This window comes from Streptomyces sp. NPDC046870, from assembly GCF_040704595.1.
Lineage (GTDB): Bacteria > Actinomycetota > Actinomycetes > Streptomycetales > Streptomycetaceae > Streptomyces > Streptomyces argyrophylli.
Genome location: NZ_JBEYXM010000010.1, coordinates 259,486 through 285,265 on the forward strand (window position 1 = coordinate 259,486; position 25,780 = coordinate 285,265).

Below are 25,780 nucleotides of genomic sequence, written 5' to 3' on the forward strand. Positions count from 1 at the left end.
TGGTGAGGGACCGTGACACCCATGAGCGAACCGAACGGATTCACCACGTTGACGCGGGGATGCGGCCGGCGGTCCGGGCCTCGTGCGGTGCCTGCGTTCGCCGGGGGCCGCCGGTTCGTCGGACGCGGGGGCGGATCCGGGGTGAACCTTTCGGCCTCGCCTGTCCGTGAACGTAGGGAGGGTGGAGGAAAGCCGTGTGGGCCGCCCGCCGGTGCGGACATGAGGGGAGACGTGCTTGTGGGGACCGGCGCCGAGGTGTCCGGCGGGGGCCGCCCGACGGGGCGCCGCGCCGTCGGCCGCGTCCTTGCCGCTCCGCCCGGAAGTGGCTCACCCGTCCCGCGGGGCGAGTCCCGCCGCACCGGACACGTGCCGGTGTCCGGTGGCGGGACCACCGCCGACGGGACGGGCGCACAGGTGTCAGTCGGCGGTCTCCGTCGGGGCCGAGGCCGGCTTCACCAGGGTGTACATGACGGAACGCTGCTGCTTGTGACGCCGGATGCGGCCCTTGGCGACCAGGGCTTCCAGGGTGTTCCGGACCACCTGCGGGGTGGGGTTGCGGTCCGGGTGCTTCTCGAGCAGTTCGTCCCGCAGCTCCTTCGCCAGGCGCGGCTCGTCGTAGCCGGCGAGCAGTTCCGTCAGCAGGTCGCCGAGCAGAGGCCGGTGCGACTTCCCCTTCGCACCGGCCTTCGCCGGCCTGCCCTTCGCCGCGGTCCTGACCGACGCCGGACGCCGCGAAGCGGTTCCGGAGGCGGGCTTCGCCTTCGCGAGGACCGGCTCGTCCTGCAACTGCTCGGGCAGACGTGACGGGTCGGCGAAGCCCTCATACCGCTCGGCGAGGTTCAGGATGTCCGCCAGGAGGGCCTCCTCCTGCTTCAACACCCTGATCCTTTCCTCCAGCTCCTGCTGTCGCCGGCGGTTCTCCTCCAGGTCCGATGCGGCTTGTTCCACGTACCGCGACCGGAGCGTGGCGGCTGATTGGCTGGTCACAACCGTTCACTCCCTCGATATGGATGACGTTGCGCATGGTACCCACGCCGAGGGTCCCGTGCAGATAAGTGTCGACGCCGGACGGTTCGCCGGGCATGTTCACTCTTCACCATAAGCGCGATGCGCCCGATGCACGTGGCAAGTGCCGGCTTTTCACACGGCTTCCGGGACGTGACCGCCACCCGCACGAGGTTCCTCCTTTGGACAGACTGCCCGGTGAGTGTGTCGTCGAACCCTGGCGCACCGGTGGGACGGGAAGCATCCGCCCCACCGGTCCCCGAGGTCACATCGCCGCGCGTTCGCGGGTGATGAAGGCGGGCGGTCTCCGTCGATCCTCTCCCACACCGCGAGGGACCGAAGAGCCCTGGCGCGGCCGGTGTGGAACATGTCGGGCAGCAGGTGCGGCCCGCGGAGGCGTGACGTGGGGTGCGCGGTCACCAGGGCGTCACCGCTGACCAGGATGCCCCTGCCGGGCAGGTGATACGCGCAGTGCCCCCTGGTGTGACCGGGGGTCTGCACGGAACGGGGGTGCCGGGCAGGTCCAGGGCTCCCGGCACGGGGAAGGCGCGCGGCTCGCGGACCGGAACACGGGTGGTCCCGCCCGCGCGCAGGGCGTGCGCGGCCCACGGGAGCACGCCGGGCCGCCACGCCTGGCCGAGCACCTGTCCGGCCGACACCTGATCGAGGAAGCCGCGGCGGGCGTGCGGCACCTCGTCCCACACGGCGTCGCGGTCGCCGGGGTGGCCGGTTTCCTTGGGCCGGATGATGGAGAGTCGGGGGAACACGTCTGCCGGTATGCGGGGGAGGTCCGTCGGTCAGCGCCGGCTCGTGGGCGAGGGCATGCCCCACGCGGCGCACACGGCATCCCGCAATGCCCTGACGGCCTCGTGCAGCTCCGACGGCAGGGGAGCGTGCGGCCCGGCGGACGGCGTAGCGGGGCGACCCCACAACGGCCTGGTCCACGCCGATTCGTGGACCGGACCGGGCCGGGGCCGGCCGCCGCCGCGTGGGCCTCGTGGACCAGGCGGCGCCGGCGCACGGACGGTGCGTCACGGATCGGCTCCGGGCCGAGCGGTGCGTCCCCGCTCGCGCCTTCCAGGGCCTCCAGGCGGCTCCCCGGTGGTCTGTCCATCGTCCTCCTCTGCCGGTGAGACCGGGCGCGGCGGCATGACCTCGAAACGGCCGGGGGGCCGCGTGCGCCGCGGACACCTACCGGGGCGACTTTCATGCCGGGAAACTGGAAACGTTTTTCACCGGGCCGCGGCCAGGTATGAAAACATCTCCGTCACAGGTGCGCCAGGTGTCTGTCGCGCCGGTCCGTGGCCCCACCTTGGAGGACTCTTGTTCAGCATCACCGTACGTGACCACATGATGGTCGCCCACAGCTTCCGGGGCGAGGTCTTCGGGCCCGCTCAGCGGCTGCACGGTGCGACGTTCGTCGTGGACGCGACGTTCCGTCGCCCCGAGCTCGACGACGACAACATCGTCGTCGACATCGGTCTCGCCACCGCGGAACTCGGCAAGGTGCTCGGTGCGCTCAACTACCGCAACCTCGACGACGAGGAGGAGTTCCGGGAGATCAACACGTCGACGGAGTACCTCGCCAAGGTGATCGCCGACCGTCTGGTGGAACGGATCGAGGCGGGAGCACTGGGGGAGGGCGCCCGGGGGATCCGCGAGGTGGCCGTGACGTTGCACGAGTCGCACATCGCGTGGGCGTCGTACGAGCGGCGCGTGTGACCGGCCGGACCGGTCGATGGCCGAGCCGACCCTCGGCCTCCTCGTACGGCGAGACCGCCACGGCGTGCTGCCGTGGCGGTCTCTTCGTGCACCCGTCAGCGGGGCGGGGGCGGTGCCTACTGGAAGTCGCAGCCCGGGTTGGGGGCGTCCTCGGACAGCGGGGCGCCGTGCGGCAGGACGTAGAGCACGTCGAGGACGACGTCGGTCGTGCCGAGGTTGCGGCCGATGTGCACGTGGTCGGCGCCGGACGGCTCCGTGATGCTGCTGCCGGCGCGGTACACGCCGTCGGAGGCGCAGTCGGAGGCGAAGTGGCTGAGGGTGCCGTGCTGGACGAGGCCGTAGACGGTTCCGTCGTGGTAGTGCCAGCCCGTGCTCTGGCCCGGGGGAATGGTGATCTGGCGGAGGACGTAGTCCTTCCCGCCGAACGTCGTCCGGGAGATGACCGTGCCCTTCACACCGGGACCGGCCGGTGTGGCGAACGCGGTGTTCGCGCCGAGGGAGAGGGCGACGGCCGCGGCCATGGTCGCTCCCAGGCGCAGCAGGTTCTTGCGCATGTGGGTCAAACCTTTCAGGTGCATCGGCAGCGCGTCGGCAGGGGCCGGTGTGGCCGGTCGGGCCGGCGCGCCGGCTCACTGGAACACGCGGTGATGACCGGCGCCGTCGGCACAGGGGACCTGGGGGTCCGTACCGTGCCCGCGCGCGTCGCGTGCCGGGCCGACAGTGTCACACCCATGGCGGGAGACGCCCTGGGCCACCACACTCTCCACCCCATTGCCGCACGACGATCACATGTGTTTACCTTGGTGGCCGCATCGTCCGGCGAGTCAAGGCGGCGTGACGCACGTGACATACAACTCACCGTTCGTACGTGTTTAGAGTCCGTTAAGACCGGGAATCAGCCGGCGGAACAGAAAACCACCTGGTGAGAAGGGGTTCGCCCCTCCGCCTCGGACTGCGTGCGCCCACATGTGCCGGTGGGACGGGGACACGGCACCGCGACGACACAAAAGCAGCAGATTTCTGGCACTCGCCGCTGCCTACAGTGCGAAAGCGGGGGTTACATCCGGCCCCCGGTCGCCGCACGACAGAGAACCAGGATGGTTCAGAACACTATGGCTACGCCCCTCACGGCTATGTCCCGGTCCGACCTGCTCGGCACGATCACGAGGGAACACCGGGACGGCCTCGTCTCGTACGCCGAGAAGATGCTGGGTGACCACGGACTGGCCGAGGACATCGTCCAGGAGGCCATCATCCGGGCCTGGCGGAACATCGACCGCCTGGTGGGGATGGAGGGATCGGTCCGCGGCTGGCTCTTCACCGTGACCCGGCACCTGGTCATCGACTGGGTGCGCAAACCCCACGCGCGGAGGGAAGTCATCGGAGACAACTACAACGACCCCGTGTCGGGTACGGACGGCACCGAGGCGGTGCACGACGCCCTGGTGGTCAAGCCGCTGCTGCGCCGGCTGTCTCCCGAGCACCGGGCTGTGCTGGTCCACATCTACCTGTGTGACCGCACCATCCAGGAAACCGCCGGCATCCTCGGTGTGCCGGCCGGCACGGTCAAGAGCCGCCAGCACAACGCCCTGCGCAAGCTGCGCGCCGTCGTACGGCCGGAGGCCGCTTAGACATCGTTGTCTTCGCGGCGGGACCGCCGGGGGAGCCGTGCGGTCCCGGCGGAGAGAGGGCGCCGCCGCCGGGCGGCCTCCGCGCCCGCGCCCGTAGGCCGGGACGTGTGAGGCTCGGTTTCGAGCCGACGCCTCCGTCATGGACGTCGCGCGCGGACCGGCCCCGTGGAACCGGTCGCGGCCTCTACTCGTCCCCGACGCACATCTCCAGTGCCGAGGTCAGTTGCCGCCGGAAGGCGTCGCCTCTCGGGTGGTGACTCAGCGAGCGGGCGAGTTCGGGCAGCAGGTACTGCTCGGCGACGATCCACGCGGCGGCGTCCGCGCGTCCCTCGAAGCGCTGGGGGCGGACACCCGGTCGCGGCGGCGGCAGGATCACGGTGCTGCGGTGCGGTGCGAGCAGCGCCGTGGCGGCCTCGGCGCTGTACAGGTAGTGCTCGACCATGCGGGCGACCGCTTCCGACCGGGCGCTCGGCGAGTCCAGCAGCGAGCTGAGTTCCGCGGCGTAGGTGTGCAGCAGTTCGTGGCACGTGTACCGCCCGGCGACCAGCTCGACGAGCAGGTGGTGGTCCATCAGCTCGGCCACGTCCTGCCGGGTCCTGCGCGGATCGGTGCCGGCCAGACTGGCGGCGGCCGGCAGGGCGATGTCCCGCGCGGGGTGCAGGCCGAGCAGCCGGAACAGGCGTGCGGCGCTGCTGCTCAGAGTGTCGTAGGAGCGGCGGAAGGCGTCGCGGGTGCTCGTGCGGGCGTCCCGGCTGGACAGGGCGTCGAGGCTGTCGGCCGTGTCGCGCAGTCTGGCCGTGAGCGAGGCCAGCGGGAACCGCGGCTGCGTCAGGGCACGGGCGCCGACGACGGCCAGTGCCAGCGGCAGCCCGCCGCACAGCTCGACCAGCTCCTCCGCGGCGGCCCGCTCGGCACGTGTCCGGTCGGCGCCCAGCCGCCGGTCGAGCAGTTCGAGCCCCTCCTGCCGGGTCATGGGGTCGAGTGTGATGATCCGGGCGTTGTCGGTGACGGCGAGGCCCTCCAGCCGCCGCCGGCTCGTGACGATCGCGAGGCACCCCGGCGTGGCGGGCAGCAGCGGCCGTACCTGCTCGCAGTCCACCGCGTCGTCCAGGAGGAGCAGCAGCCGGCGTCCGGCCAGGGCGCTGCGGTAGGCGGCGCCGAGTGCGGCGGTGCTCGGGTACGACTGGCTGCTGTCCGCGCCGAGCGACTCGAGGACCTCGGCGATGGCCGCGCCCGGTTCCAGAGGGGCCTGGGACGGGTGGTGGCCCTGGAGGTCGACGTGGATCTGGCCGTCGGGGAAGTGGTCGGCCACCAGATGGCCCCAGTGCACGGCCAGCGTCGTCTTGCCCACACCCGCCATGCCGCAGATGGCCGCGGTCATCGTGGGCGGCCGGCTCTCACCCTCCAGCGGAAGCAGCTCCAGGCACTGGTCCAGTGCCTGCTCGCGGCCGGCGAAGGACAGGCAGTCCGCGGGCAACTGGGCCGGCCTGGGCACGCCCACGGGCCGGGGGGCCGGATGGTCCGTACCGGCGGCGATCCGGCGCTGGAGCAGGTGCTGCTGGGCGGCGCGCAGTTCGGGTCCGGGTTCGACGCCCAGTTCCTCGGCCAGTCCCCGGCGGATGTTCTCGAACTGCTCCAGGGCGGCGGCCTGCCGGCCGCTGGCGGCCAGCGCGGCGATGATCCGGCAGTGCAGGGCCTCGTCGAAGGGGTGGCTCTCCACGGCGCGGCGCAGCATCGTCAGCACTTCCTCGGTCAGTGCGGGCTCCGCCGTGAGGACGGCGTCGGCCGCCTCCTTCACCGTCGCCACGAACTCGTGCCCCACCGACGTGAACACCGGGTGCCGGGCCACATGGGTGCCGGCGGCCACGGTCGGACCGCGCCAGAGCCGTAGCGCTTCCATGAAGTGCTGTGCGGCCCGCGCCGGCGCGCCGCTGCTGAGCGCGAGCTGCGCCTGGGCGCGCAGGTCACGGAAGTGCAGCAGATCCGAGGTCGAGGTGTCGACGAGCAGGCGGTATCCGTCCGCGGCGCGGATGAGGTGTGTCGCGTGCGTCCTGCTGCGGAGTTCGGGTTCGAGTGTTCTGCGCAGCGCGCCGATGTGCCGGTGCACCACGTTGACGGCGCTGGCGGGTGGCTCGTCGTCCCACAGGATGTCCACGGCTTCGCCCACGGTGAGCGGGCCGGGGGCGCGCAGCAGCAACAGGGCGAGCAGGGCGAGTCGCTTCGGAGGGCCCAGGTCGATCTCGGTGTCACCACGCGATGCCCGCACGGTGCCGAGGATTGAGTAGCGCACTGTCGCGTCCATCTCGCCGCTGGCCTCGTCATTCTCACGTCGTGCCGTTGGTCGCCCGTCCGGCGGGGTCATCGCTCCGGTCCGGGACGGGGCCGTCCGTCGCGAGGTGGTTCCCGGCAGGCCCGGGGCGGTGTCAGACATGTCATGGCACCCCCGGTGGGAACGGGCCGTTCCGGGGCGGGGGGCTCACCGGGCAAGCATGGCAGTCGGTGGCCGCGGGCGTGTCAGTCCGCCGACTTGCCGTTGCGGCGCCGTCCGGGTCTCCGATGCGTCACATGACGATAGAAGTGCGCACCTCGACCTGTCGAACGCTGGTCCGGGCCGCGGGTGACGGGACCCTGGATGTGTATGACCGGCATGTGCGCCTCGCCTGACGTGTCAATGGGGACGGGACTCATCATCCTCCCCGCAGCGTCACCAGTCAAGGAGGTGACGGATTGCGTGAGAGGACATGGGGAGCGTCAGCAGGGGTGTGGATCAGTCCGGCATGGTGGATCATGGCCGGGTGACAGCCGGAGGTTGCCGGGCCGCACCGCCCACCCGTGTACACGTGCCCGCCCACACGGGTGTGCATGTGTACGCGTTCGGCGGGCGTCGAGTGTGCCGGGACGCCGATGGTGCGAGGACGGCAGGTGAAGCATGCGGAATCCCGCGCCGTTCGCCCTCATGACGGGCTTCCACGGCCGCGAGGCCGCCGCGGGCGCCTGCTGCGCCGGCCGGCCGGTCCGGCCGACGGCTCGCCTTCACGCGTCGCCGAGCTGGTGACAGGAGGAGCCCCCTTGTACGTCCTGGTCCCCGACGACCCCGTGTTCTTCGCCAAGTTCGAGAGCCTTGAGGAGCCGCTCCTCCGCCACCTCCACCTGCTCCACGGCGCGGGAGCGGAGTCCGACGACGAGCGGATCATCGCGGACGCCTACGACAGCTGGGTGCGGGTGCTGCTGAAACTGCCGCTGTGGTCCCAGTGGCACGCCACGGACACGTCCGCCGGGCACGCTCCGGGCGAGCCGGACGGGTACGCCCTCTACGGCGCGGGCGGCACCCAGCTGACGAGTCTGTACCCGGTCGACGTCGACGCGGCCGACCTCGGGCACCTGACGGCCTGCCTCGACCTGTTCGCCGCGGCCGGCAGGACCCGGCGGGCCGAGCCGGGCCGGGCGGACACCGATGCGGGTGCCGACCGCTCCGAGCGGAAGGACACCCTCGTCGACGTCTTCCGGCGCGTCATGGAGGTGTTGCTGCTCCCGCCGCCGCAGCGGCTCCTGGGCGCCTTGCGGCAGGTCGTGGGCCAGGGCCGGACCGGCTCCGTGACCCTGCCGGCCGAGGAGGAGGCGGAGTACCGGCGCTACTGCGAGGACGTCGTGACCATCCTCAGCTTCGGTGACGCGTTCGCCTACCACAGCCATCGCGCCCTGTACGTGTGAGCTGTCCCGGATCCCTCGGGCGGTCGCTGAACCTTCTCGGCGCCGGGACCGTTGTCCAGTTGGAAGGTCCCGCCGTCGGACACGCGGACGGTGGGGCCGGGGCGGGCCTGCCGGGGGGTGTCCATCCCCCTGGCGGACGGATGACCGTCCCCGCGCCGGCGGTCCCGAGTCCCCCGCTCGGGACCGCCGGTGTTTCCCGGCCCGGGGGACCGAGGCATGTGCCGCGGAACGAGGGCCGAAACACCTCTCCTCCACAGGATCTCCTGACACGTGTCTCTGTGGTACGTTCCGTGCTCGGCCGGTCCGGTGATCGCGTGCGACTGCCCGCGCGGTGTGTGTGGGTGGCACGCCTGCCCGGGGCCCGGCTCTCCGGCGAGAAAGGTCTACCGATGTGCGCCATGCAGGTGCCGGCCAAGGAAGGCACCCGTCTCTTCGAGGAACTGTGCGCCGTGCACGGCGTCATGACCCGGGGCGCGCAGCTCGTCGCCGGATCCTTCACGCGGCTGGCGGGCGGTGCGGCCGTCGACACGAAGACGCTGGTGACGACCGTGCAGTGGTTCGTCGACTTCGTGCGCCGTCTCCACCGCGGCAAGGACGAGCTGTTCTGGCCCGCGCTGCGGGAGCGGTTCCCCGAGAGGGTCCGCCGACTCGACCGGCCGGCCGAGGACGCCGACGCGCTGGCCGAGGCGCTCGACGAACTGGAGAGCGTGATCGCGCGGATCGCCGAGGAGCGCCGGGTCGGCGGGTCGCTGAGCTGGGGGCACGCGATGCGGGAGGGGACGCTCGCCTCGCACCGGGCCCAGGACCTGCTGGCCGCACGCCTCGGTGTGGAAGAGCCGCTGCTCAGGGCGCTGGTGCCCGTCATCCTGGACGAGGACGTCGTACGGCTCCGCGAGGCGCTGGCCGACGCCGTCCCGCACGGCGGACCGCATCTGGTCCTCGGTCTCCTGGAGCACCCGGAGCCGCTTGCCGGCGGGGACCGGTTGTACGCCGGCCTCCCGCCGTCCGTGCGCTGGACCCGGGGGATGCTGGCGGGCAGGTTCCGCAGGACGCTCAGGGCGCTGGCGGCGGACTGAACGGACGTCCGCCGGGGCCGCGTCCTCGCGTCCGCTGGGTGCGGGCGTTGCGGGCTGTGCCTGGGGCAGCGGGTGAGCGGATCAGCGGACGGGCATGGCGGGCGCGGTCTTCTTCCGTGCGCGGTAGGCGGCCGCCTTGATCTTGTTGCCGCAGGACTCCATGCCGCACCACTGGCGCCGCATGCCCCGGGAGCGGTCGATGTAGACGCGCGTGCACTCGGGGTTGCCGCACTCCTTCATCAGGGGGACGTCCGGGCCGCTGAGCAGTTCGACGGCCTGCCGCGCGACGGTCGCCAGGGCTTGCCCGGGGGTCGCCTCGTTGTGCCGGCCGGCCATGGTGAGCTGCGGCGTCACCGGGGTCTCGCGTGCGGCGCCGTTGACCACGGCGAGTGCCTCGCGGTCGAACTGCTCGCCGAGACGGCGGTTGGTGACGAGGCGGTAGATGGCCTCGCGCACGGTCGTCGCCTGCCGGACGTCTTCCTCGTCGCCCGGTGTGATCGTGTCCACGAGTCCGGACTCCAGGTACCAGGCGTTCAGCCGCTCCGGTGTCACGAACATCTCGAACCGGGTCGAGCGCCGGGCGCGGAGAGTGGCCGCGAAGTCGAGCGCCGGGTGCCCGCATACGAAGACATGGTCAAGGTTCACATCACCATCTTGACAGGTGACTGCCGGGGAGCGCAAGAAGCGTCACCGTTTCGGGCGGTGCCGTACGGGGGCGGGCTTCGGTCGTCACAGTACAGAGGGATCGCGATCACGGGTACCGGTTGGGGGGCGGGGGAGACAGGGTGAGGGGCGCGTTTCGGCCGGTGCGGGTTCCGGACCGGGTCGGCGACCGGCATCCTGGCGCGCCCGAACCTGGTCGGGGGCGCGGGATCCGGCAAGGCAGCCCGGCACCGGCAAGGCGGCCCTGCACCCGGCCTGCCACTGCCCGCCGCCATGCCGCCCCCGGCATCGCTCCCCGGCGCCCCAAGGCGCCCCCGCCCCCGCAGGCGCCCCCCGCAAGGCACCCCCGGCTCAGCCCCGCGAACCGGATGGCCCCGGGTCGTCCCGCTGTCCGGTGCCCGGCGACAGATGGATCTCGCGGCCCTGCCAGCGGCGTCGTAGCCAGCGGTCGTGGCTGGCCAGGACGATCGCGCCGGGGCCGGTGCCGAGTGCGGCCTCCAGTTCGTCGCACAGGGTGGGGGACAGGTGGTTGGTGGGTTCGTCGAGCAGCAGCAGGTGCGGCGGGCGGGCCACCAGGAGGGCCAGCGCGAGCCGCCGGCGCTGACCCACGGACAGCCCGCCGACGGGTCTGTCCAGGTCCGCCTCGTGCAGCAGACCGAGCGAGCCCAGCGGCACCTTCTCGGCGCGCGCCGGGCCCAGCGACAGCTCGTACGTGTCGCGGACCGTACGTTCGGGCCGGTCGAAGACGGTGTCCTGGGTGAGCAGGCCGACCGTGAGCCGGAGTCGCCTGCGCACCTCCCCCTCGGCCGGCAGCCGGCCGGCGAGCACGGCGAGCAGGGTCGACTTGCCCGCGCCGTTGCCGCCGGTGACCAGCAGCCGGTCGGTCGGCGGGACGTCCAGCGCGTCCAGCGCGAGCCGGCCGGGCACCCGTACGTCGCGCAGGGACACCAGCGGCTGGGGGCTCTCCTCCGCGAGGGCGGCCAGTTCCCCGGCCGCGAACCGCAGCGGACGGGGCGGCTCGGCGACCCGGGTGCGCTCCAGCTCCTCCAGCCGCCGGGTGGCGTTGCGCACCCGGCGGGAGATCTGGTTCTGCACCCGGCCGGCCCGGTGGCCGTAGCCCATCTTCTCGTTGTCGGTGCGGCCCCGGTCCGGTGCGACCCGGTGCGCGGTCACACCCGCGGACTGCCGCAGTTCCTCCAGTTCCTCCTGTTCCTCGGCGTACCGCCGTTCCCAGCGCTCCCGTTCGGCGCGTTTCTCCGCCAGATAGGCGCTGTAGGTGCCGCCGTAGCGGACCGGGCCGTCCACCGCGGGGTCGAGGTCGATCAGGTCGGTGCAGACCGCGTCGAGGAACGCCCGGTCGTGACTGGCGACGACCACGGTTCCGGGCAGGCCGCGGACCTGCTCCTCCAGGAACGCGGCCGCCGTGTCGTCGAGGTGGTTGGTGGGCTCGTCCAGCAGCAGCGCCGACGGCCTGCGCACGAGCAGCGCGGCCAGGGCCAGCCGCCCGCGCTGCCCGCCGGACAGCGAGCCGAGCGTGCGCTCGTGTCCGAGCGAGCCGAGGCCCAGGCCGTCCAGCATCAGGGCCGCGCGGCGGTCGGCGTCCCAGGACTCGCGGTCCTGGGCCTGTTCCAGCCGCCTGCCGTAGGTCTCGAGGAGTTCGGCGTGGCCGGGATCGTCCTCCGGGACGCGGGCCAGTTCCTCGCCGAGCCGTTCGAGCTCCGCGAGGTCCTCGCGGGCCTCGCGCAGCGCCTCGTCGAGCACCGCGGCGATGGTCGAGCCGGTGTCGAAGGGCATCTCCTGGTGCAGGAAGCCGAGGTCGCCGGGGCGCGTGACGCTCCCCGCGTCGGGTTCGTCGACGCCGGCCAGCACCCGCAGCAGGGTGGACTTGCCGACGCCGTTCTCCCCGATCAGGCCGATGCGGTGGCCGGGAGAGGCGGTCAGGGAGATGCCGTCGAGGACGCGACGGCCGCCGAGGGCACGGACGATGTCGCGGGCGAGCAGGGCGGGTCGGGGCACGGGTACCGTCCAACGTGATCGGTGGTCGGCCCGCCGGGCACACGGCCTCGGACGCGGGCCACGTCACACGCCGGTGGCTCACACCGCCGGGGCCCCGGTCTCCTTGAGCGCCCCGTCGGCCAGCCGCAGCCAGCGGTTCACCCCGATCTCGGCGAGGAACCGCTCGTCGTGGCTGACCACCATGAAGGCGCCCTGGTAGGAGTTGAGCGCGCTCTCCAGCTGTCCGGCGCTGACGAGGTCGAGGTTGTTGGTCGGCTCGTCGAGCAGGAGCAGGTGGGGGGCCGGTTCGGCGCACAGCACGCAGGCCAGGGTGGCGCGCAGCCGTTCGCCGCCGGACAGGACGCCGACCGGCAGGTGGGCCCGGGCGCCGCGGAAGAGGAAGCGGGCGAGCAGGTTCATCCGCTCCGCCTCGGGCCGCTCGGGGGCGAACCCGGCGAAGTTCTCCGCCACGGTGCGGTCCAGGTCCAGCAGGTCCAGGCGCTGCGAGAGGTAGGCGATGCGGCCGTCGTTGCGCTTGACCTCCCCGCTGTCCGGGGCGAGGTCGCCGGTGATCAGCCGCAGCAGAGTGGTCTTGCCCGCGCCGTTGGGACCGGTCAGCGCGATGCGCTCGGGGCCGCGGATGGACAGGTCGACCCCGCCGTCGGCGAACACGGCCTTGCCCGCGTGGTGGACCTGCATGGCCTCGCCGAGGAAGAGGTTGCGTCCGGCGGGCACCTGGGTGTCGGGCAGCTCCAGGGTGAGGCGCTGCTCGTCGCGCAGCGCGCGCCCGGCTTCGTCGAGGCGGGCCTTGGCCTCGCTGACCCGGGAGGCGTGCATCGTGCCGGCCTTGCCCGCGGCCTCCTGCGCGCCGCGCTTCATGTTGCCGGCGAAGATCTTCGGCAGACCGGCGTTCTTGAGGTTCCTGGCGGCGTTGCTCGCGCGGCGTTCGGCGCGCTCGCGGGCCTGCTGCATCTCCCGCTTCTCCCGCTTCAGCTCCGCCTCGGCGTTGCGGACGTTCTTCTCGGCGACCTCCTGCTCGGCGCGCACGGCCTCCTCGTACTCGGTGAAGTTGCCGCCGTAGAGGCGCAGTTCGTCGCTGCCGAGTTCGGCGATGCGCTCCATGCGGTCGAGCAGCGCGCGGTCGTGGCTGACGAGCAGCAGACAGCCGTTGAAGTCCCCGAGCACGTCGTAGAGCTTGCGCCGGGCCTCCAGGTCGAGGTTGTTGGTCGGCTCGTCGAGCAGCAGCACGTCGGGGCGCTTGAGCAGCTGGGCGGCGAGGCCGAGGGAGACGACCTGGCCGCCGCTGAGCGTGCTCAGGCTGCGGTCCAGGGTGAGGTCCGCGAGGCCCAGGCGGTCGAGCTGGGCGCGGGTGCGCTCCTCGATGTCCCAGTCGTCGCCGATGGTGGTGAAGTGCTCCTCGCTCACGTCACCGGCTTCGACGGCGTCGATGGCGCGGATCACCGCATCGACGCCGAGCACCTCGGCGACGGTGAGGTTGCCGGTCAGGGGCAGGCTCTGGGGGAGGTAGCCGAGCGTGCCGGCCACCGACACCGAGCCGGTGGCGGGCCTGAGCTCTCCGGCGATCAGCTTGAGCAGGGTGCTCTTGCCGGAGCCGTTGGGAGCGACGAGCCCCGTGCGGCCGGTGGTCACGGTGAAGGACAGGTCGTGGAAGACCGGGGTGTCGTCGGGCCAGGCGAAGGACAGGTTCGAGCAGACGACGGCGGCGTCGGACATGGAGGCGACCTCAGAGGTACTGAGGGCAGAGCTTGGACCTCTGCCCTGGGCAGACGTGGGAAAAGGGGTACGACGAGACAGGCCACGTCGGCGGCGCTCCTGAGCACCGGCCGGTGGCCGTCAGATCCGGATCTCACCCGGAGATGTCGTCGTCACCCACCACGTCTGCGACTCCTCGATACACGGTCAACGTCGGCGCAAGTGTAGCAGGCGGACATCCGTCGTCTCCCTGGAGTGAGGGTTCACACATATGCGCCCGTCCGTTGACAGTCCTGGACGAACATGCCACCATCGTCACCAGTTGAACAGGTGACGGTACCGGAGACGGCCGGCCGCGTTCACACGTGTGGGCCCGCCCGAACCGGTGCCTGCGTCCGGCCGCACCTCGCCGGGATCGTCGCCACCTCTAAGGAGCACACTGACCATGGCAGGAAAGCCGAAGCGCGGGGCCGGGGGCGCACCGGTGGGACGGCGGGCGATGCTGGGCATGCTCGGAGCGGGTGCCGCCGGGCTCGCCGCCGCGCCCTACCTCCAGCGCGGCTGGGAGGGGCTCCTCGGTGCCGCCTCCCAGGTCGACGCCACGGGCCTGACCGGTCTGCTGCCCAACCCGGGCGGTTTCCGGTACTACAGCGTCGTCGGCTCGGTGCCGCACAAGGACGCGACGAACTACGCACTCAAGGTCGACGGTCTGGTGGAGAAGCCGAAGACCTACACACTCGACGAACTGCGTGCGATGCCGCAGACCCGGGTCGTCCACGACGTGCTGTGCACGGACGGGTGGCGGGTGGACAAGACACCCTTCGAAGGGGTGAAGCTGGCGGACATCCTGGACGCCGCCGGGGTGCGCTCCCCGGGCGCGGCGGTCCGCTTCACCTGTTTCGACGGCGCCTACACCGAGAGCCTCACCCTGGAACAGGCCCGCCGCTCGGACGTCCTGGTGGCCCTGAACATGCAGGACAAGCCCATCACCCACGAGCACGGGGGACCGGTCCGCCTCTACGTGGCCCCCATGTACTTCTACAAGTCGGCCAAGTGGCTGTCCGGCATCTCGGTCACCGACAAGGTCGTTCCCGGCTACTGGGAGGAACGCGGTTATGCAGTCGACGGCTGGCTCGACGACGCCGACCGGCACGGCGACGCGGCCTGAACCGCCCGGCCGGGTGCGCCGGTTCAGCACCGCCGAGCGCCTGGTCCACCGGACCACCGGCTACCTGATGCTCGTGTGCCTGGTCACCGCCGCCTGCCTGTACCTCGGGCCGCTGGCCCAGCTCGTCGGGCGGCGCCACCTGATGGTCACCCTGCACGAGTGGTCGGGCGTCTCCCTGCCGGTCCCCTCCCTGCTCGGACTCCTCTCCGCCGACTTCCGCGCGGATCTGCGCAGGCTGAACCGTTTCGCCGTGTACGACCGGCAGTGGCTGCGGGCCGTGCGCAAGCGCCGGAAGTGGCCCGAGGCACGGCCGGCCGGCAAGTTCAACGCGGGCCAGAAGATCTACGCGGGCTGGATCGCCGGCGCCGTGCTGGTGATGATGTCCACCGGTCTGCTGATGTGGTTCATGGGCCTGCTGCCCTTCATCTCCCGCACCAGCGCGATCTTCGTCCACGACCTCCTGGCCTGGGCCATCACCTTCGTGCTGATCGGACACATGCGCCGGGCGTTCGAGGATCCGGAGGCGAGGCTCGGCATGCGCACCGGATACGTCAGCCGGTCCTGGGCCGAGCGGTACCACTCCCGGTGGCTGAAGGAGGAGCGGATGGGTACCGTGACCGGTGAAACCGAGGAAGCGGACAAGGTGTGACATGTCCCCCGAGAAGGGGCGGCTCTGGCCGGAAGGGTTCATGGACGACCGCAGCGCTCCAGACGCCGGGTTCCCGGACGCGCGGGAGCCCGGATCCGCCGGAGCGCTCGGGGACGAGCTGACGGCGGTGCTGCACCGTGCCGTGCACCAGGCCGCTCACCGTCTGCGCGCCGTCACGGCCGCCGTGTACCTGCTGACCCCCGACGGCGGCGAACTGCGCGCCGCCGTGATCGGCGGCAGCCCGCCGTCCGTGCTCACGCTCCCCGGCCGCATGCGGCTGGACTCCCCCTACGCCTCCGCGCGCGCCCTGGCCGGGCAGCGCGTGGCGTTCCTGGCCGAACCCGATCCGCTCGCCGAACCGGAGAGCGGGGCGCTGGCCTACCCGTACACCGTCGCCGCCGTCGCCCTGGAGGCGGAAGGGCGCCGTTTCGGTTCGCTGACCGTACTGCGCACCGAGGACAGCGGGGACTACGGCGGCACGGACAGCCGGGAGCTCACGCGGATCGGCGACCGGCTGGCCGTCCTGCTGGCCGGTCTCCACGCCCGCGGCGCCACGATCGCGCCCGGGAGCCTGCCCGTGCTGGTGCCGGTGTTCGGTTCCGAACCGCCGGCCGCGACCGGGGAGCGGGTCGCCGTCCGGGGTGTGCCGGGCGTGCCCGGCTCCGCGGGGATGACCCTGCTGTACGCCCTTCAGCGGCTGACGGAGATGCTGAACCGGGCGACCACCATGGAGGACGTCGTCGGGGTGGCGGAGTTCTGTGTCATGGCCCCGATGCGCGCCCGGGCGCTGGCACTGACCTCGGCCGCCGAGGGCCGCCTGTGGGTCCTCGGCCACAGCGGGGACTCCGCGGACCTGGTGGCCGAGCTGCACGGCGGCGCCCTGCACGCGGGCACGCCCGCCGCCCGGGCGATGCGGGGGCGGGCACTGTTCGTCCCGGGTTCCGCCGGCGCGCCGGCCACGGGCCGTGTCCCGGACGCCGGCCCCGGGGATCCGTCGAGCGGTGTGCCCGGCGGGGGCGACGGGCGGCATGCCGCCGCCTACCTGCCGCTGGTCGGCAGCCGGCACGTGGTCGATCTGCCGATGGCGGGTACCGCCCCGGTCGTCGGGGTCTGCTGCCTGTCGTTCGACGGGCCGCGGACGTTCCCGCCCGAGGAGCGGGCCGTGCTGACCATGATGGCCGGGCTGCTGGGCGCGGCGGTCCAGCGCATCCAGCTCAGCGCCGCACGTCAGGCGCTCGCCGAGGGCATGCAACGGCGGCTGCTGCCCGCCGCACTCCCCGAGGCGCCCCGGTTGCCCACCACGGCCCGGTACCGGCCGGCCCAGGCCGCGAGCGGGGCGGGCGGCGACTGGTACGACGTGATCACCATGCCGGACGACCGCGTGATGCTGGTCATCGGGGACGTCGAGGGCCACACGCTGGAGAGCGCCGCCGTCATGGGCCAGTTGCGCACCTCGGTGGCCGCCTACGCCACCGAGGGCCACGGGCCGGCCGCGCTGCTCGAACGCACCGACCGGCTGCTGCCCCGGCTGGGCACCGAACTGCTCGCCACCTGCTGCGTGATGGCCGTGGACACCGGGACCGGAGTGGCCGAGGTGGCGCTGGCCGGACATCCGGCGCCGCTCGCCCGGCTGCCCGACGGCACCGTCCGTCCGCTGTGGGCACCGGCCAACGTGCCGCTCGGACTGCACGGGCGCACTCCCTACCGCTCCCAGGAGCACACGCTCCCGCCCGGAACCGTGGTCGTGCTCTACTCGGACGGCGTGCACGAACCGGAGCGCGACGACATCGGCGCCCGCCTGGGTGCCGGCGGGGCGGGCGCCGACCTGGAGATCCTCGCGGACCGTCTGCTGGCGGGTACGCCCGGCCGGCGCGACGACGCCGCGCTGCTGCTGGCCCGCTACGAGGGGGCGGACGGCTCCGCCGCACCCCGGACCGCGCGTTTCCACGTCCACCGGCGTGATCTGCGGGCGGTCAGGGAGGCCCGCGGCTTCGTGCACGAGTGCCTGTGCGAGTGGGGTCTGGCCGATCTGTCCGACGACCTCGAACTCATCACCTCGGAACTGGTGACCAACGCGCTCATCCACGCGGGCAGCGATGTGGACGTACGGCTGCGGGCGTCCGGCCACCGGGTCCGTCTCGAGGTGCGTGACTCGGACAGCGACCCGCCCGTGCCCACCGCCTACTCGCTCACCGAGGAGGGCAGCGCACGGGCGGAACACGGCCGCGGCCTGTACCTGGTCGACGCGTTGGCGCACACGTGGAACACCTCTCCGAGCGGCCGGGGCAAGACGGTCTGGCTGGAGATGGACATCCCCGGCGCGTAGGCCCCTGGACGGAGATGTCCGAGGCAGCCGAGCGCGGGGTGTCGCAGCTCATGACCGCGCCCCGCGACGTAGCGTCCGGGCGGAACACCCAGGTGGCGTTCGAAGCGCCGGTTCAGATGAGCCTTGTCGTGGAAGCAGACACCGGTGGTGACGTCGGCGGGCCGTCGCCCCGAGCGGCAACCGCCGGGCGTGGTCGGTGAAGTGGGCGGGGGAGTCGGTGATCCCGGCGACCGGGGACGCCAGGCACTGATCCGGATCCGGGGCCGCTGGTCCGCCGTGCCGCCCGCTCGGGTCAGGAACGTACAAGACCGGACGCGTGCCGCTCGGGCACGCTCGCGGCATGGAGCCCGGGGATCAGGGAGCGATGACCAACCGGCTGATCAGTCCACCGTCGAGCATGAAGTAGCACCGCACAGCAGACACCTCCGGGCCGGGCCCCGGCCCCCGACGCGTCGCCGTCCACGCGGCTCGGCAGCCGCCGCACCGTCGTCTTCGCCGGCAGGCATCGCGACGGGGGCGGCGGATCGGGCCGCACGGCGATGCGCTGCTGGACGGACGGCGGGGCGTCGGTGATCCGCTGCCCCACCGCCGGAGGGGCGGTTCCGCTCCGGCCGGAACGCGCACATGTCAGCGCGAGCAGAACATGCCGAACGCCGCGCAGGCAGGCGCGGCTCATCCGTCCGCGGCGTCCCCGGCCTCCCAGCGCAGCAGGTCGCCCGGCTGGCACTCGAGCACCTCGCACAGCGCCGCGAGCGTCGTGAACCGTACCGCCTTGGCGCGACCGTTCTTGAGTACCGCGAGGTTGGCGGGCGTGATCCCCACGCGGTCCGCGAGCTCGCCCACGGACATCTTCCGCCGGGCCAGCATCACGTCGATGTCGACGACGATCGGCATCAGATGACCTCGTCCAGCTCGGCCTGCATCCGTGCCGCTTCGACGTCGCGCGCGACGGCCTGGGCGAGCAGCATCCGCAACACGAGCACGATGAGCGCGACACCCAGGATGGCCACGCCGATCCCGCCCATGATGAGGGTGACGCCCGGGTCGTCCCGCTGGCCCGGCGCATTGAGGGCGGTGACCGCGAACCACACGAGGGCAGCCGCCACGATCGCGCCGATCACGCCGTCCACGTACCGGAAGGCGGCGTGGGAGAACACGGTTCCACGTCGGACCATCGTCACCAGCCGCCATACGCAGCCCAGGGCCACCTGGGCCGTCACCATGCCCAGGATCGTGATCAGGCGCAGCGGCGTCAGCGGGAGCGACCCGCCCTCCTTGTCGGTGGCCAAGGCCCACACCATCAACGCCTGTACGAACACGGTGCCGGTGAGCACCACCACCAGCACCGCTCGCAGTGCACGCACCGTCAGCTTTCCCATGCCTCGCCCTTCCATCGAGTTGCGATGGAAATCTATCGAATTTCGATAGGTGAGGCAACGGCTGGCACGGAAGGCCGGACGGAGGGCCCGCCCGCCCGGCCGTCGAATGACCCAACAGTTCCTCGGTGGGTTCCCGCACCGAAGCAGGGTCACGGACCGTCAACTGACTGTGGTCCAGCCGGGGTGCGCCCGGCCAGAGTGGGAGCACGGGCCGAGGGGACGCTCACGGCTGCGGGGCGAGGTGTCCCGCGGCCGTACGACATGTGGTCGCGAAACATGTGACCCGCGCTCTTTCGTCACCAGTTGAACCGGTGATAGTGTCCGGCTCAGTCTTCGGCGCCCGAGACCGCCTCGGGCCGCGTACCGAGGTCGCGGAGGCACGCGTGCGGACGTCCGCCCGCGCAGGCCCGCCGGCCTCGGCCCTTGTCCAGCTCACGTGCCGTGCACCTGTGCCGCCGCGGTGAGGCGCACACCTGATTCCGGGATGGAAACCAATGAGACGCACACTTCTGACCGCCCTCGCCGCCGGTGTGCCGCTGGCCGCCGCGGTGTGGGTGCCGACCGCGTCGGCGGAGCCGGCGAACACCGCCTCCGCGCCGCTCGGCTGCCGCTCGCTGCCCGTGAAGGCCCCCGCCGGCACCAAGGTGGAGAGCGTGACCGTGGTCAGCCACGCGGCGGGCACCGTGGACGTGCCTCCGGTCACCCCGCTGCCCGGGGCGCAGGTCCCCGACGTACCGGCGTTCTGCGACGTGACGGTGACGCTGACCCACCCGGGTCAGGGCGACCACGCCAAGGTGCGCGTGTGGCTCCCGCGGAAGGGCTGGAACGGCCGCCTCCAGACGATCGGCGGCTCGGCCTACGCCGCCGGCGACTACGGCGCGGGCCTGGCCGCCGCGGTCAAGAACGGGTACGCCGCCGCGACCACCGACGCCGGCGTCGGCACCTACATCGACACCGGCTGGGCCCTGACCGGCAGGGGCAAGGTCGACAAGACCCTGCTGAAGAACTTCGCCAGCCGCTCCGAGCACGAGGCCGCGGTCGTCGCGAAGGACGTCATCGACGGCTTCTACAGCAGGCCCGCCTCCTACGCGTACTTCAACGGCTGCTCCACCGGCGGACGCCAGGGCTACATGGAGGCCCAGCGCCACCCCGACGACTACGACGGCATCCTCGCCGACGCGCCCGCCGTCAACTGGGACGAGTTCGAGGTCGCCACCCTGTGGCCGCAGGTGGTCATGAACAACGAGAAGACCTACCCGACCTCCTGTGAGTTCGCCGCCTTCACCGACGCCGCCGTCAAGGCCTGTGACCCGCTCGACGGCGTCAAGGACGGCCTGGTCAACGACCCGGCCCGGTGCGACTTCGACCCGCGCCGGCTGATCGGCACCAAGGTGGTGTGCGACGGCAAGGAGCTGACCATCACGGCGGCCGACGCGGCCGTGGTCCGCAAGATCTGGGACGGCCCGCGCACCGCCTCGGGCAGGAAGCTGTGGGCCGGCGTCCCGATCGGCGCCGACCTGTCGGCCCTGGCCGGCGTCACCCCGCCGGACGCGAACGGCACCGTCAAGGGCGCTCCCTTCCCGGTGCCCGCCGCCTGGGTCCGGACCTGGCTGGAGAAGGACCCGTCCTTCGACCTCGGCACGATCACCTACAGCCGGTTCACGCGGCTGTTCCAGCAGTCCGAGGCCGAGTACGACAAGATCATCGGCACCGACGACCCTGACCTGTCCGCCTTCCGCAAGTCCGGCGGCAAGCTGCTGACCTGGCACGGCCGGGCCGACCAGTACATTCCCGACCAGGGCACCGTGAAGTACCGCGAGCAGGTCGAGCGGAAGCTGGGCGGAACCAGGAAGGTCGACGACTTCTACCGTCTCTTCCTCGCCCCGGGCACGGCGCACTGCGGCCTGAACAACGGCAGCGGTGCCGCCACCGACGACCTCGGCGCGCTGCGCACCTGGGTCGAGAAGGGCAAGGCCCCCAGGACGCTGCCCGCCACCCTGATCAACGCCGAGCACAAGACCGTCACCCGCGACCTGTGCAGCTACCCGTCGGTGTCGCGCTACGACGGCCACGGCGACCCGGCCGCCGCCTCCAGCTTCCGCTGCGTCCTGCCGTCCCGGCACTGACCCGGCCGCCGACCACCTGACCCCACGAGAAAGGCACCCTCCCTCATGAGCACGCAGACAGCCGCACCGTCGAACCCGACGGCGGCGGACGGACGTTCCTCCCTGCTGAGGCTGTACCTGGGCCGCGGCGTGCTGGCCGTGGCATGGGCCCTGGCGTTCGCCGGAGCCCACGAGAACGTCGACGCCGTGGCCATCACCCTGCTCGTCGTCTACCCGCTGATCGACGCGGTGTCCTCGCTGATCGACTATCGCGCCACCCCCGACGGTTCCGAGCGCCGGGTGACCGCGTTCAACGGGGTGCTCAGCACCGTGGCCGCCCTCGCGGTCGGCATCGCCGGGGCCGGCGGTGTCGCACCGGTGCTCCACGTGTTCGGTGCCTGGGCCGTCGTCTCCGGCGCCGCCCAGGTGGTCGTCGGGCTGCGGCGACGCGGTCCCGAGCTGGGCAGGCAGTGGCCGACCCTCATCTCGGGCGGACTGTCCTTCCTGGTCGGTTTCTTCTACAACGTCCAGGCCGCGGGCGACAGTCCCTCGCTCGACGTGCTGTCCGTGTACGCCACCGGCGGCGGGGTGTGGTTCATCCTCCAGGCCCTGCTGCTGGGCTGGAAGGCCCGTCAGCTGCGCACCCGGACCGTCTGACCCTCGACCGGTGCCGTCCCGGCCCGCGCCCCGTGGCGCGGGCCGGGACTTCGTCGTGCGCCGGGTCCTTCGCCGGCGGCCGGGTCAGCCGACGCGGTAGCGCACCGGGAGGGACAGCACGCCCCGGATGATCCCGGAACCGATCCAGTCGAGCGAGTCCGGCGGTGCGGCCAGTTCCAGTTCGGGCACGCGGGACAGCAGGGTGCGCAGCGCGATGGCCGTCTCCAGGCGGGCGAGCGGGGCGCCGAGGCAGTAGTGGATGCCGTGGCCGAAGGCCAGATGGCGGGCGTTCGGCCGGGTCACGTCGAGCACGGCGGGGTCGCCGCCGTCCTGCTGCGGGGCGTCGTGCCCGGCCGAGCCGAGAGCGACGACGACCATGCTGCCCCGGGGGATCGGCACCCCGCCCAGTTCGAGGTCCTCCGCGGCGTAGCGGCTCGTGGAGCGCTCGACGGACGTGTCGTAGCGCAGGAACTCCTCCACCGCGCCGGGCACCAGTTCGGGCCGCTCGCGCAGCAGCCGCAGCTGGCCGGGGTGGCGCAGCAGGGCCAGCACGGCGTTGCCCAGCAGGTTCACCGTGCTCTCGTGGCCCGCGACGACCAGCATCATGGCGGTGCCGACCAGTTCCTCCTCGGAGAGCCGGCCGTCCTCCTCGTCGCGCACGGCCACCAGGGCGGACAGCAGGTCGTCCTGGGGGCGGCGGCGTTTGTCGGCGACCAGCCCGGCCAGCAGTGCGTGCAGAGCGGCGAGCGCGGGGCGGTGCCCGGGTGAGGCCACCTGGAGGGCCTGCCCCGACCAGCGGCGGAAGTCCAGGTGGTGCCGGTGCGGGATGCCGAGGAGTTCGGCGATGACCGTGGCGGGCAGCGGGGCGTTGAAGGCCTCGACGAGGTCCAGCTCGCCCGACGGCGGCATGGCGTCGATCAGGTCGTGGGCGATCCGCTCGATGCGCGGGGCGAGTTCGGCCGTACGGCGGGGGGTGAAGGCGGCCGAGGCCAGCCGGCGCAGGCGGGTGTGCTCGGGCGGGTCGGCCTCCATCATCTGCGCGCCGAGTCCCACCGAGGGCTGGTGCAGGACGTATCCGGCGGCTGCCAGGGCCTCGGCGGCGGGCGTGGCGTCCTTGAGCAGGGCGGGATGGGTCAGCGCCTCCCGGGCCAGGTCGTGGCCGACGATCACCCAGCCCTTCAGACCGAGGTGGAACTCGGCCGGGTGGATGGGGCCGAACTGCCGGAGCCGGGCGTACCGTGCGGGGGAGTCGGCCTTGAAGGCGTGATCGATGACCACCCTGCCGTCCTGGTACGGGCAGTGCTCTTGCGCGCTCATGGATGCCTCTCGCGTTCTGTCGGTCCGGGACCGCCCGGGGCGGTCCCGGCCGGCACCCGACGCGCGGTCAGGTCGTCATGTGGGGAGAACGAGCCGGGTCCCGCCTCGGTTCAGCGCGGCCGGCAACGCCGGAGGGGGCATGCGCACCGCGCATGCCCCCTCCGGTGCCGGAGAACTCAGCTGTCGCTGTTGAGGATGCTCAGCACCTGGAGCACCTGGAGGTAGATCCACACCAGCGTCATGGTGAGGCCGAAGGCGGCCAGCCACGCCTCCTCGCGGGGGGCGCCGTAGGCGACGGCGTCCTCGACCTGCTTGAAGTCCAGGGCGAGGAAGGCCGCGCCGAGCAGGATGCCGATCACGCCGAAGAGGACGCCGAGGCCGCCGCTGTGGAAGCCGAGGCCGTTGCCCGCGCCGAAGGCGGAGAAGAGCAGGTCGGCGACGAGCAGCAGCAGGAAGCCGGTCGCGGCCGCGGCGACGAACCCGGCGAAGCGCCGGTCGACGCGGATCCAGCGCATCCGGTAGGCGATCAGGACGCCGGCGGACACGGCGAAGGTGCCGAGCACCGCCTGGACGACCACGCCCGGCGCGATGTACGTCGAGGTGGCGCTGGAGATGACGCCGAGGAAGACACCCTCGAACGCCGCGTAGCCGAGGATCAGCGCCGGGGCCGGCGCCCGCCTGAACGCCTGGACCAGCGACAGGACGAAGGCGATCAGGGCGGCGCCCACGGCGATGCCGTACGACCGGCCGATGTTCGCCTCGTCGACGGGCAGCAGGAGCCAGGACAGCACGGCCGTCAGCACCACGGTGCCGAGCGTGGTCGCGGTGCGGACGACGACGTCGTCCATCGTGATCGCGGTCCCCGCGGTCCCCGCGGTCCGCGCGCCGGCGTCGGGGCCCGCACCGGCGGCCGGGGCGTAGGGGTTGGTCAGGTAGTCGTCCGCCGGCCGGCCACCGGCCGTGGCGCCCACCGGGTGGCGCGTGGGCGCCCCGGCGGGGGCGGCGTCACGGGTGGCGCCCCAGCGGGAGAAGACCGGGTTGCTGCTCTTCACGTCATTCCTCCTCGTCCGCCGCGGGTGCGGCCTGCGGCACAGCGTTGTCCTCGGGTGTCCTGGGCGGCATACGTGTGACACGCCGCCCACCGGTCCACTCCCGGCCAGCCTGTGCGTCACCACTCTGACAGGTGACGCATCGGGGTGCAAGTCCTCCCTGCCCGGCCCGGTCCTGCTCACTCCGGCGGCGCCGCCGGAGCGTCCAGCAACCGGAGGAGGAAGCCGTCCCAGTCGAGACCGTCCATCTCCGCCTCCGCCGAGGTGATCCGGTAGCTGGCCTCCAGCCACTCGGCGAGCGGCTCGGTGGGCAGCTCGAAGAGGGCCTCCACCTCCTGCGATTCGAGGAGCAGCCAGGACGAGGGACGCTCACCGGGCAGCGTCGGCCACATCCGTACGTCCGCGCAGCCGCTCATCGACGTCAGGCCGCGGTACAGCAGCTCACGGCCGATCCGCCAGATGAGACTCGGTCCCCGCTCCGCCAGGAACTCGACGGTGATCACCGCGGGCATCTCCGCGTCGAACCGGAACTCCGCCTGGAGCGGCTGCCGGGTGAACTCGTCGAGCATCTGGTCGAGGTCCAGGAGCAGCGAAGGCAGGTGCCGGGGCGTCGACCGCGCCCGCAGTGGTGACTGATCACGATGCATGACGGGAGTTCCCCTCCGTGGTAGGAAGCCTGCGCCTCCCACTCTTCGCCCGGGGCGCGATCCGCACATCGGTCACTTGACGGTCGAAGGCCGGGGCGCGGTGGAGCGGCCGATGACGCGGAGATCCGCCCCGCGGGGCCAGAGGAACGTGACGTAAGTCAATGTGCTGCCCCGCGCCGCGACCGTGGCGGAGGTGTCCACCCGTTCATACGTGCGTCAACGTGAGCCCAGGGCCGACCGGATCCGTCGTAACCTGTGCACGCCCCTCGCTCGGTCGAGGAGCGGGGGGCTGCGACGGCCGTTCCCCTGTGCGGGGACCGGACGCGGGCGGCCCCGCCCGGGTTGCCCGGCCGGGGCTCCCCGGACCCGGACCGGCGAACCATCCAGGGCCTTCGGACCGTACGCCGGGGCTCGGCGGGCCGCGCCTCAGCCGGCCGGGTCCCGGCGGGCCGGGGCCGTGCCGGGGTGCGGAACGGGCGCCGGGTCGATGCGGATCGTCGCGGCCCGCGCCTGCGGGCTCGCGACGAGGGCGTCGGCGAGCGCGCCGTACTTGGCGCGGAAGGCGGCCTCGAGCCCGGGGGAGAGGTCCAGGCCACGGGTCCGGAAGCAGACCTCCCGGGTGACGCCGGCCACCTCGATCCGTCCGTGGCCGTGGTCCCGCGCCGCCCGGTACCAACGGGAGCGGACTCCCCGGTACGCGCGGACGTACAGCTCGCCGTCGACGACCACCATGCCGATCTCCACGCCGTCCCGACCGTCGTCCCCGGCGGTCAGGGTGAGGGCGTAGGTCTCGGAGAGCAGGGCCTGGTCCTCGGGTGTCCAAGCGGTCATCGGGTCACACCCTCCGTCCGGCCGGTGCCGGGCTCCGCGGCGGTCCAGGAGGTGAGGATGCGCAGGGCGTCGTGGGAGGGGGTGCCCGGTTCGGCGGTCAGCACCATCAGGCGCTGCCCGGAGTCGTCGGGGCTGG

Annotated in this window: 21 protein-coding genes and 2 pseudogenes; 9 read left to right on the plus strand and 14 right to left on the minus strand. The window is 72.5% G+C overall.

The window, feature by feature from the left end; all coding sequences use genetic code 11:
• Positions 1-417: 417 nt before the first annotated feature.
• Together AB0946_RS23185 and AB0946_RS23190 are read right to left on the minus strand one after the other, a co-directional pair.
• Complete coding sequence (locus tag AB0946_RS23185) at positions 418-987, minus strand: hypothetical protein (protein WP_366762529.1); 570 nt, start codon at positions 985-987, stop codon at positions 418-420.
• Positions 988-1,308: 321 nt separating this feature from the next.
• A pseudogene (locus AB0946_RS23190) lies at positions 1,309-1,700 on the minus strand (MBL fold metallo-hydrolase); the annotation flags it as partial.
• A gap of 628 nt (positions 1,701-2,328) precedes the next feature.
• Here AB0946_RS23190 and AB0946_RS23195 point away from each other — a divergent pair.
• Positions 2,329-2,727: a 6-carboxytetrahydropterin synthase gene (locus AB0946_RS23195; protein WP_366762530.1), complete on the plus strand. Its 399-nt coding sequence runs from the start codon at positions 2,329-2,331 to the stop codon at positions 2,725-2,727.
• A 116-nt stretch (positions 2,728-2,843) separates the two neighbouring features.
• Here the strand turns inward: AB0946_RS23195 and AB0946_RS23200 are convergent, their stop codons facing one another.
• Positions 2,844-3,248: a cupin domain-containing protein gene (locus AB0946_RS23200; RefSeq protein ID WP_366762567.1), complete on the minus strand. Its 405-nt coding sequence runs from the start codon at positions 3,246-3,248 to the stop codon at positions 2,844-2,846.
• Positions 3,249-3,860: 612 nt separating this feature from the next.
• Here AB0946_RS23200 and AB0946_RS23205 point away from each other — a divergent pair.
• Positions 3,861-4,358, plus strand: coding sequence for a sigma-70 family RNA polymerase sigma factor (locus tag AB0946_RS23205; protein WP_366762531.1), 498 nt, complete (start codon positions 3,861-3,863; stop codon positions 4,356-4,358).
• A 184-nt stretch (positions 4,359-4,542) separates the two neighbouring features.
• Here the strand turns inward: AB0946_RS23205 and AB0946_RS23210 are convergent, their stop codons facing one another.
• On the minus strand, positions 4,543-6,624 hold the full coding sequence (locus AB0946_RS23210; RefSeq protein ID WP_366762532.1) for a BTAD domain-containing putative transcriptional regulator: 2,082 nt from the start codon (positions 6,622-6,624) through the stop codon (positions 4,543-4,545).
• An 803-nt stretch (positions 6,625-7,427) separates the two neighbouring features.
• Here AB0946_RS23210 and AB0946_RS23215 point away from each other — a divergent pair.
• The gene (locus AB0946_RS23215) at positions 7,428-8,069 is read left to right on the plus strand and encodes a hypothetical protein (protein ID WP_366762533.1); all 642 of its coding nucleotides are present in this window, start codon (positions 7,428-7,430) and stop codon (positions 8,067-8,069) included.
• Positions 8,070-8,458: 389 nt separating this feature from the next.
• Positions 8,459-9,145 (plus strand): hemerythrin domain-containing protein, encoded by a 687-nt coding sequence (locus AB0946_RS23220; protein WP_366762534.1) that lies wholly within the window; start codon positions 8,459-8,461, stop codon positions 9,143-9,145.
• An 81-nt stretch (positions 9,146-9,226) separates the two neighbouring features.
• Here the strand turns inward: AB0946_RS23220 and AB0946_RS23225 are convergent, their stop codons facing one another.
• The 3 genes from AB0946_RS23225 to abc-f all read right to left on the minus strand — a co-directional run bounded on the left by AB0946_RS23225 (position 9,227) and on the right by abc-f (position 13,537).
• On the minus strand, positions 9,227-9,790 hold the full coding sequence (locus tag AB0946_RS23225; RefSeq protein WP_366762535.1) for a CGNR zinc finger domain-containing protein: 564 nt from the start codon (positions 9,788-9,790) through the stop codon (positions 9,227-9,229).
• 369 nt (positions 9,791-10,159) lie between these two features.
• Positions 10,160-11,824 carry an ABC-F family ATP-binding cassette domain-containing protein gene (locus AB0946_RS23230; protein WP_366762536.1) on the minus strand — a complete coding sequence of 555 codons (1,665 nt, stop codon included), beginning with the start codon at positions 11,822-11,824 and terminating at the stop codon, positions 10,160-10,162.
• Between the two features lie 78 nt (positions 11,825-11,902).
• A complete protein-coding gene (abc-f, locus tag AB0946_RS23235; RefSeq protein WP_366762537.1) occupies positions 11,903-13,537 on the minus strand; it encodes a ribosomal protection-like ABC-F family protein in 1,635 nt (544 codons plus the stop codon).
• 424 nt (positions 13,538-13,961) lie between these two features.
• On the opposite strand from abc-f, the gene AB0946_RS23240 reads away from it, so the two are divergent.
• From AB0946_RS23240 to AB0946_RS23250, 3 genes are read left to right on the plus strand one after another with little or no spacing between them, the layout of a single operon-like run.
• Complete coding sequence (locus AB0946_RS23240; protein ID WP_366762538.1) at positions 13,962-14,684, plus strand: molybdopterin-dependent oxidoreductase; 723 nt, start codon at positions 13,962-13,964, stop codon at positions 14,682-14,684.
• Entirely contained in the window at positions 14,632-15,333 is a 702-nt protein-coding gene (locus AB0946_RS23245; protein ID WP_366762539.1) for a cytochrome b/b6 domain-containing protein, read from the plus strand. Before AB0946_RS23240 ends, AB0946_RS23245 begins: the two co-directional genes overlap by 53 nt.
• A gap of 1 nt (position 15,334) precedes the next feature.
• Complete coding sequence (locus AB0946_RS23250; protein ID WP_366762540.1) at positions 15,335-17,659, plus strand: SpoIIE family protein phosphatase; 2,325 nt, start codon at positions 15,335-15,337, stop codon at positions 17,657-17,659.
• A gap of 672 nt (positions 17,660-18,331) precedes the next feature.
• Here the strand turns inward: AB0946_RS23250 and AB0946_RS23255 are convergent.
• The gene (locus tag AB0946_RS23255) at positions 18,332-18,553 is read right to left on the minus strand and encodes a helix-turn-helix transcriptional regulator (RefSeq protein WP_366762541.1); all 222 of its coding nucleotides are present in this window, start codon (positions 18,551-18,553) and stop codon (positions 18,332-18,334) included.
• Positions 18,553-19,038 (minus strand): DUF2975 domain-containing protein, encoded by a 486-nt coding sequence (locus tag AB0946_RS23260; protein ID WP_366762542.1) that lies wholly within the window; start codon positions 19,036-19,038, stop codon positions 18,553-18,555. The genes AB0946_RS23255 and AB0946_RS23260 overlap by 1 nt, the downstream gene beginning before the upstream one ends.
• Before the next feature lie 494 nt (positions 19,039-19,532).
• Here AB0946_RS23260 and AB0946_RS23265 point away from each other — a divergent pair, with 494 nt between their 5' ends.
• Positions 19,533-21,164, plus strand: coding sequence for a tannase/feruloyl esterase family alpha/beta hydrolase (locus AB0946_RS23265; protein WP_366762543.1), 1,632 nt, complete (start codon positions 19,533-19,535; stop codon positions 21,162-21,164).
• Positions 21,165-21,209: 45 nt separating this feature from the next.
• On the plus strand, positions 21,210-21,800 hold the full coding sequence (locus tag AB0946_RS23270; RefSeq protein WP_366762544.1) for a DUF308 domain-containing protein: 591 nt from the start codon (positions 21,210-21,212) through the stop codon (positions 21,798-21,800).
• A gap of 84 nt (positions 21,801-21,884) precedes the next feature.
• Here AB0946_RS23270 and AB0946_RS23275 read toward each other — a convergent pair whose 3' ends face one another.
• The 5 genes and pseudogenes from AB0946_RS23275 to AB0946_RS23295 all read right to left on the minus strand — a co-directional run.
• Entirely contained in the window at positions 21,885-23,117 is a 1,233-nt protein-coding gene (locus AB0946_RS23275) for a cytochrome P450 (protein ID WP_366762545.1), read from the minus strand.
• A 176-nt stretch (positions 23,118-23,293) separates the two neighbouring features.
• Positions 23,294-24,169: a Bax inhibitor-1/YccA family protein gene (locus AB0946_RS23280; protein WP_366762546.1), complete on the minus strand. Its 876-nt coding sequence runs from the start codon at positions 24,167-24,169 to the stop codon at positions 23,294-23,296.
• Between the two features lie 176 nt (positions 24,170-24,345).
• A complete protein-coding gene (locus AB0946_RS23285) occupies positions 24,346-24,813 on the minus strand; it encodes an SsgA family sporulation/cell division regulator (RefSeq protein ID WP_366762547.1) in 468 nt (155 codons plus the stop codon).
• Between the two features lie 426 nt (positions 24,814-25,239).
• Positions 25,240-25,644 carry a DUF2255 family protein gene (locus AB0946_RS23290; RefSeq protein ID WP_366762548.1) on the minus strand — a complete coding sequence of 135 codons (405 nt, stop codon included), beginning with the start codon at positions 25,642-25,644 and terminating at the stop codon, positions 25,240-25,242.
• Positions 25,641-25,780 (minus strand): annotated as a pseudogene (locus tag AB0946_RS23295) (transcriptional regulator); the annotation flags it as partial. The gene AB0946_RS23290 and the pseudogene AB0946_RS23295, both read right to left, overlap by 4 nt.

Bases quoted from the DNA above. Each gene is read 5' to 3' on its own strand.
- AB0946_RS23200 (WP_366762567.1), bottom strand. From the start codon at position 3,248: ATGGCCGCGGCCGTCGCCCTCTCCCTCGGCGCGAACACCGCGTTCGCC.
- AB0946_RS23205 (WP_366762531.1), top strand. From the start codon at position 3,861: ATGTCCCGGTCCGACCTGCTCGGCACGATCACGAGGGAACACCGGGAC.
- AB0946_RS23220 (WP_366762534.1), top strand. From the start codon at position 8,459: ATGTGCGCCATGCAGGTGCCGGCCAAGGAAGGCACCCGTCTCTTCGAG.
- abc-f (WP_366762537.1), bottom strand. From the start codon at position 13,537: ATGTCCGACGCCGCCGTCGTCTGCTCGAACCTGTCCTTCGCCTGGCCC.
- AB0946_RS23240 (WP_366762538.1), top strand. From the start codon at position 13,962: ATGGCAGGAAAGCCGAAGCGCGGGGCCGGGGGCGCACCGGTGGGACGG.
- AB0946_RS23245 (WP_366762539.1), top strand. From the start codon at position 14,632: ATGCAGTCGACGGCTGGCTCGACGACGCCGACCGGCACGGCGACGCGG.
- AB0946_RS23250 (WP_366762540.1), top strand. From the start codon at position 15,335: ATGTCCCCCGAGAAGGGGCGGCTCTGGCCGGAAGGGTTCATGGACGAC.
- AB0946_RS23255 (WP_366762541.1), bottom strand. From the start codon at position 18,553: ATGCCGATCGTCGTCGACATCGACGTGATGCTGGCCCGGCGGAAGATG.
- AB0946_RS23260 (WP_366762542.1), bottom strand. From the start codon at position 19,038: ATGGGAAAGCTGACGGTGCGTGCACTGCGAGCGGTGCTGGTGGTGGTG.
- AB0946_RS23265 (WP_366762543.1), top strand. From the start codon at position 19,533: ATGAGACGCACACTTCTGACCGCCCTCGCCGCCGGTGTGCCGCTGGCC.
- AB0946_RS23270 (WP_366762544.1), top strand. From the start codon at position 21,210: ATGAGCACGCAGACAGCCGCACCGTCGAACCCGACGGCGGCGGACGGA.
- AB0946_RS23275 (WP_366762545.1), bottom strand. From the start codon at position 23,117: ATGAGCGCGCAAGAGCACTGCCCGTACCAGGACGGCAGGGTGGTCATC.
- AB0946_RS23285 (WP_366762547.1), bottom strand. From the start codon at position 24,813: ATGCATCGTGATCAGTCACCACTGCGGGCGCGGTCGACGCCCCGGCAC.
- AB0946_RS23290 (WP_366762548.1), bottom strand. From the start codon at position 25,644: ATGACCGCTTGGACACCCGAGGACCAGGCCCTGCTCTCCGAGACCTAC.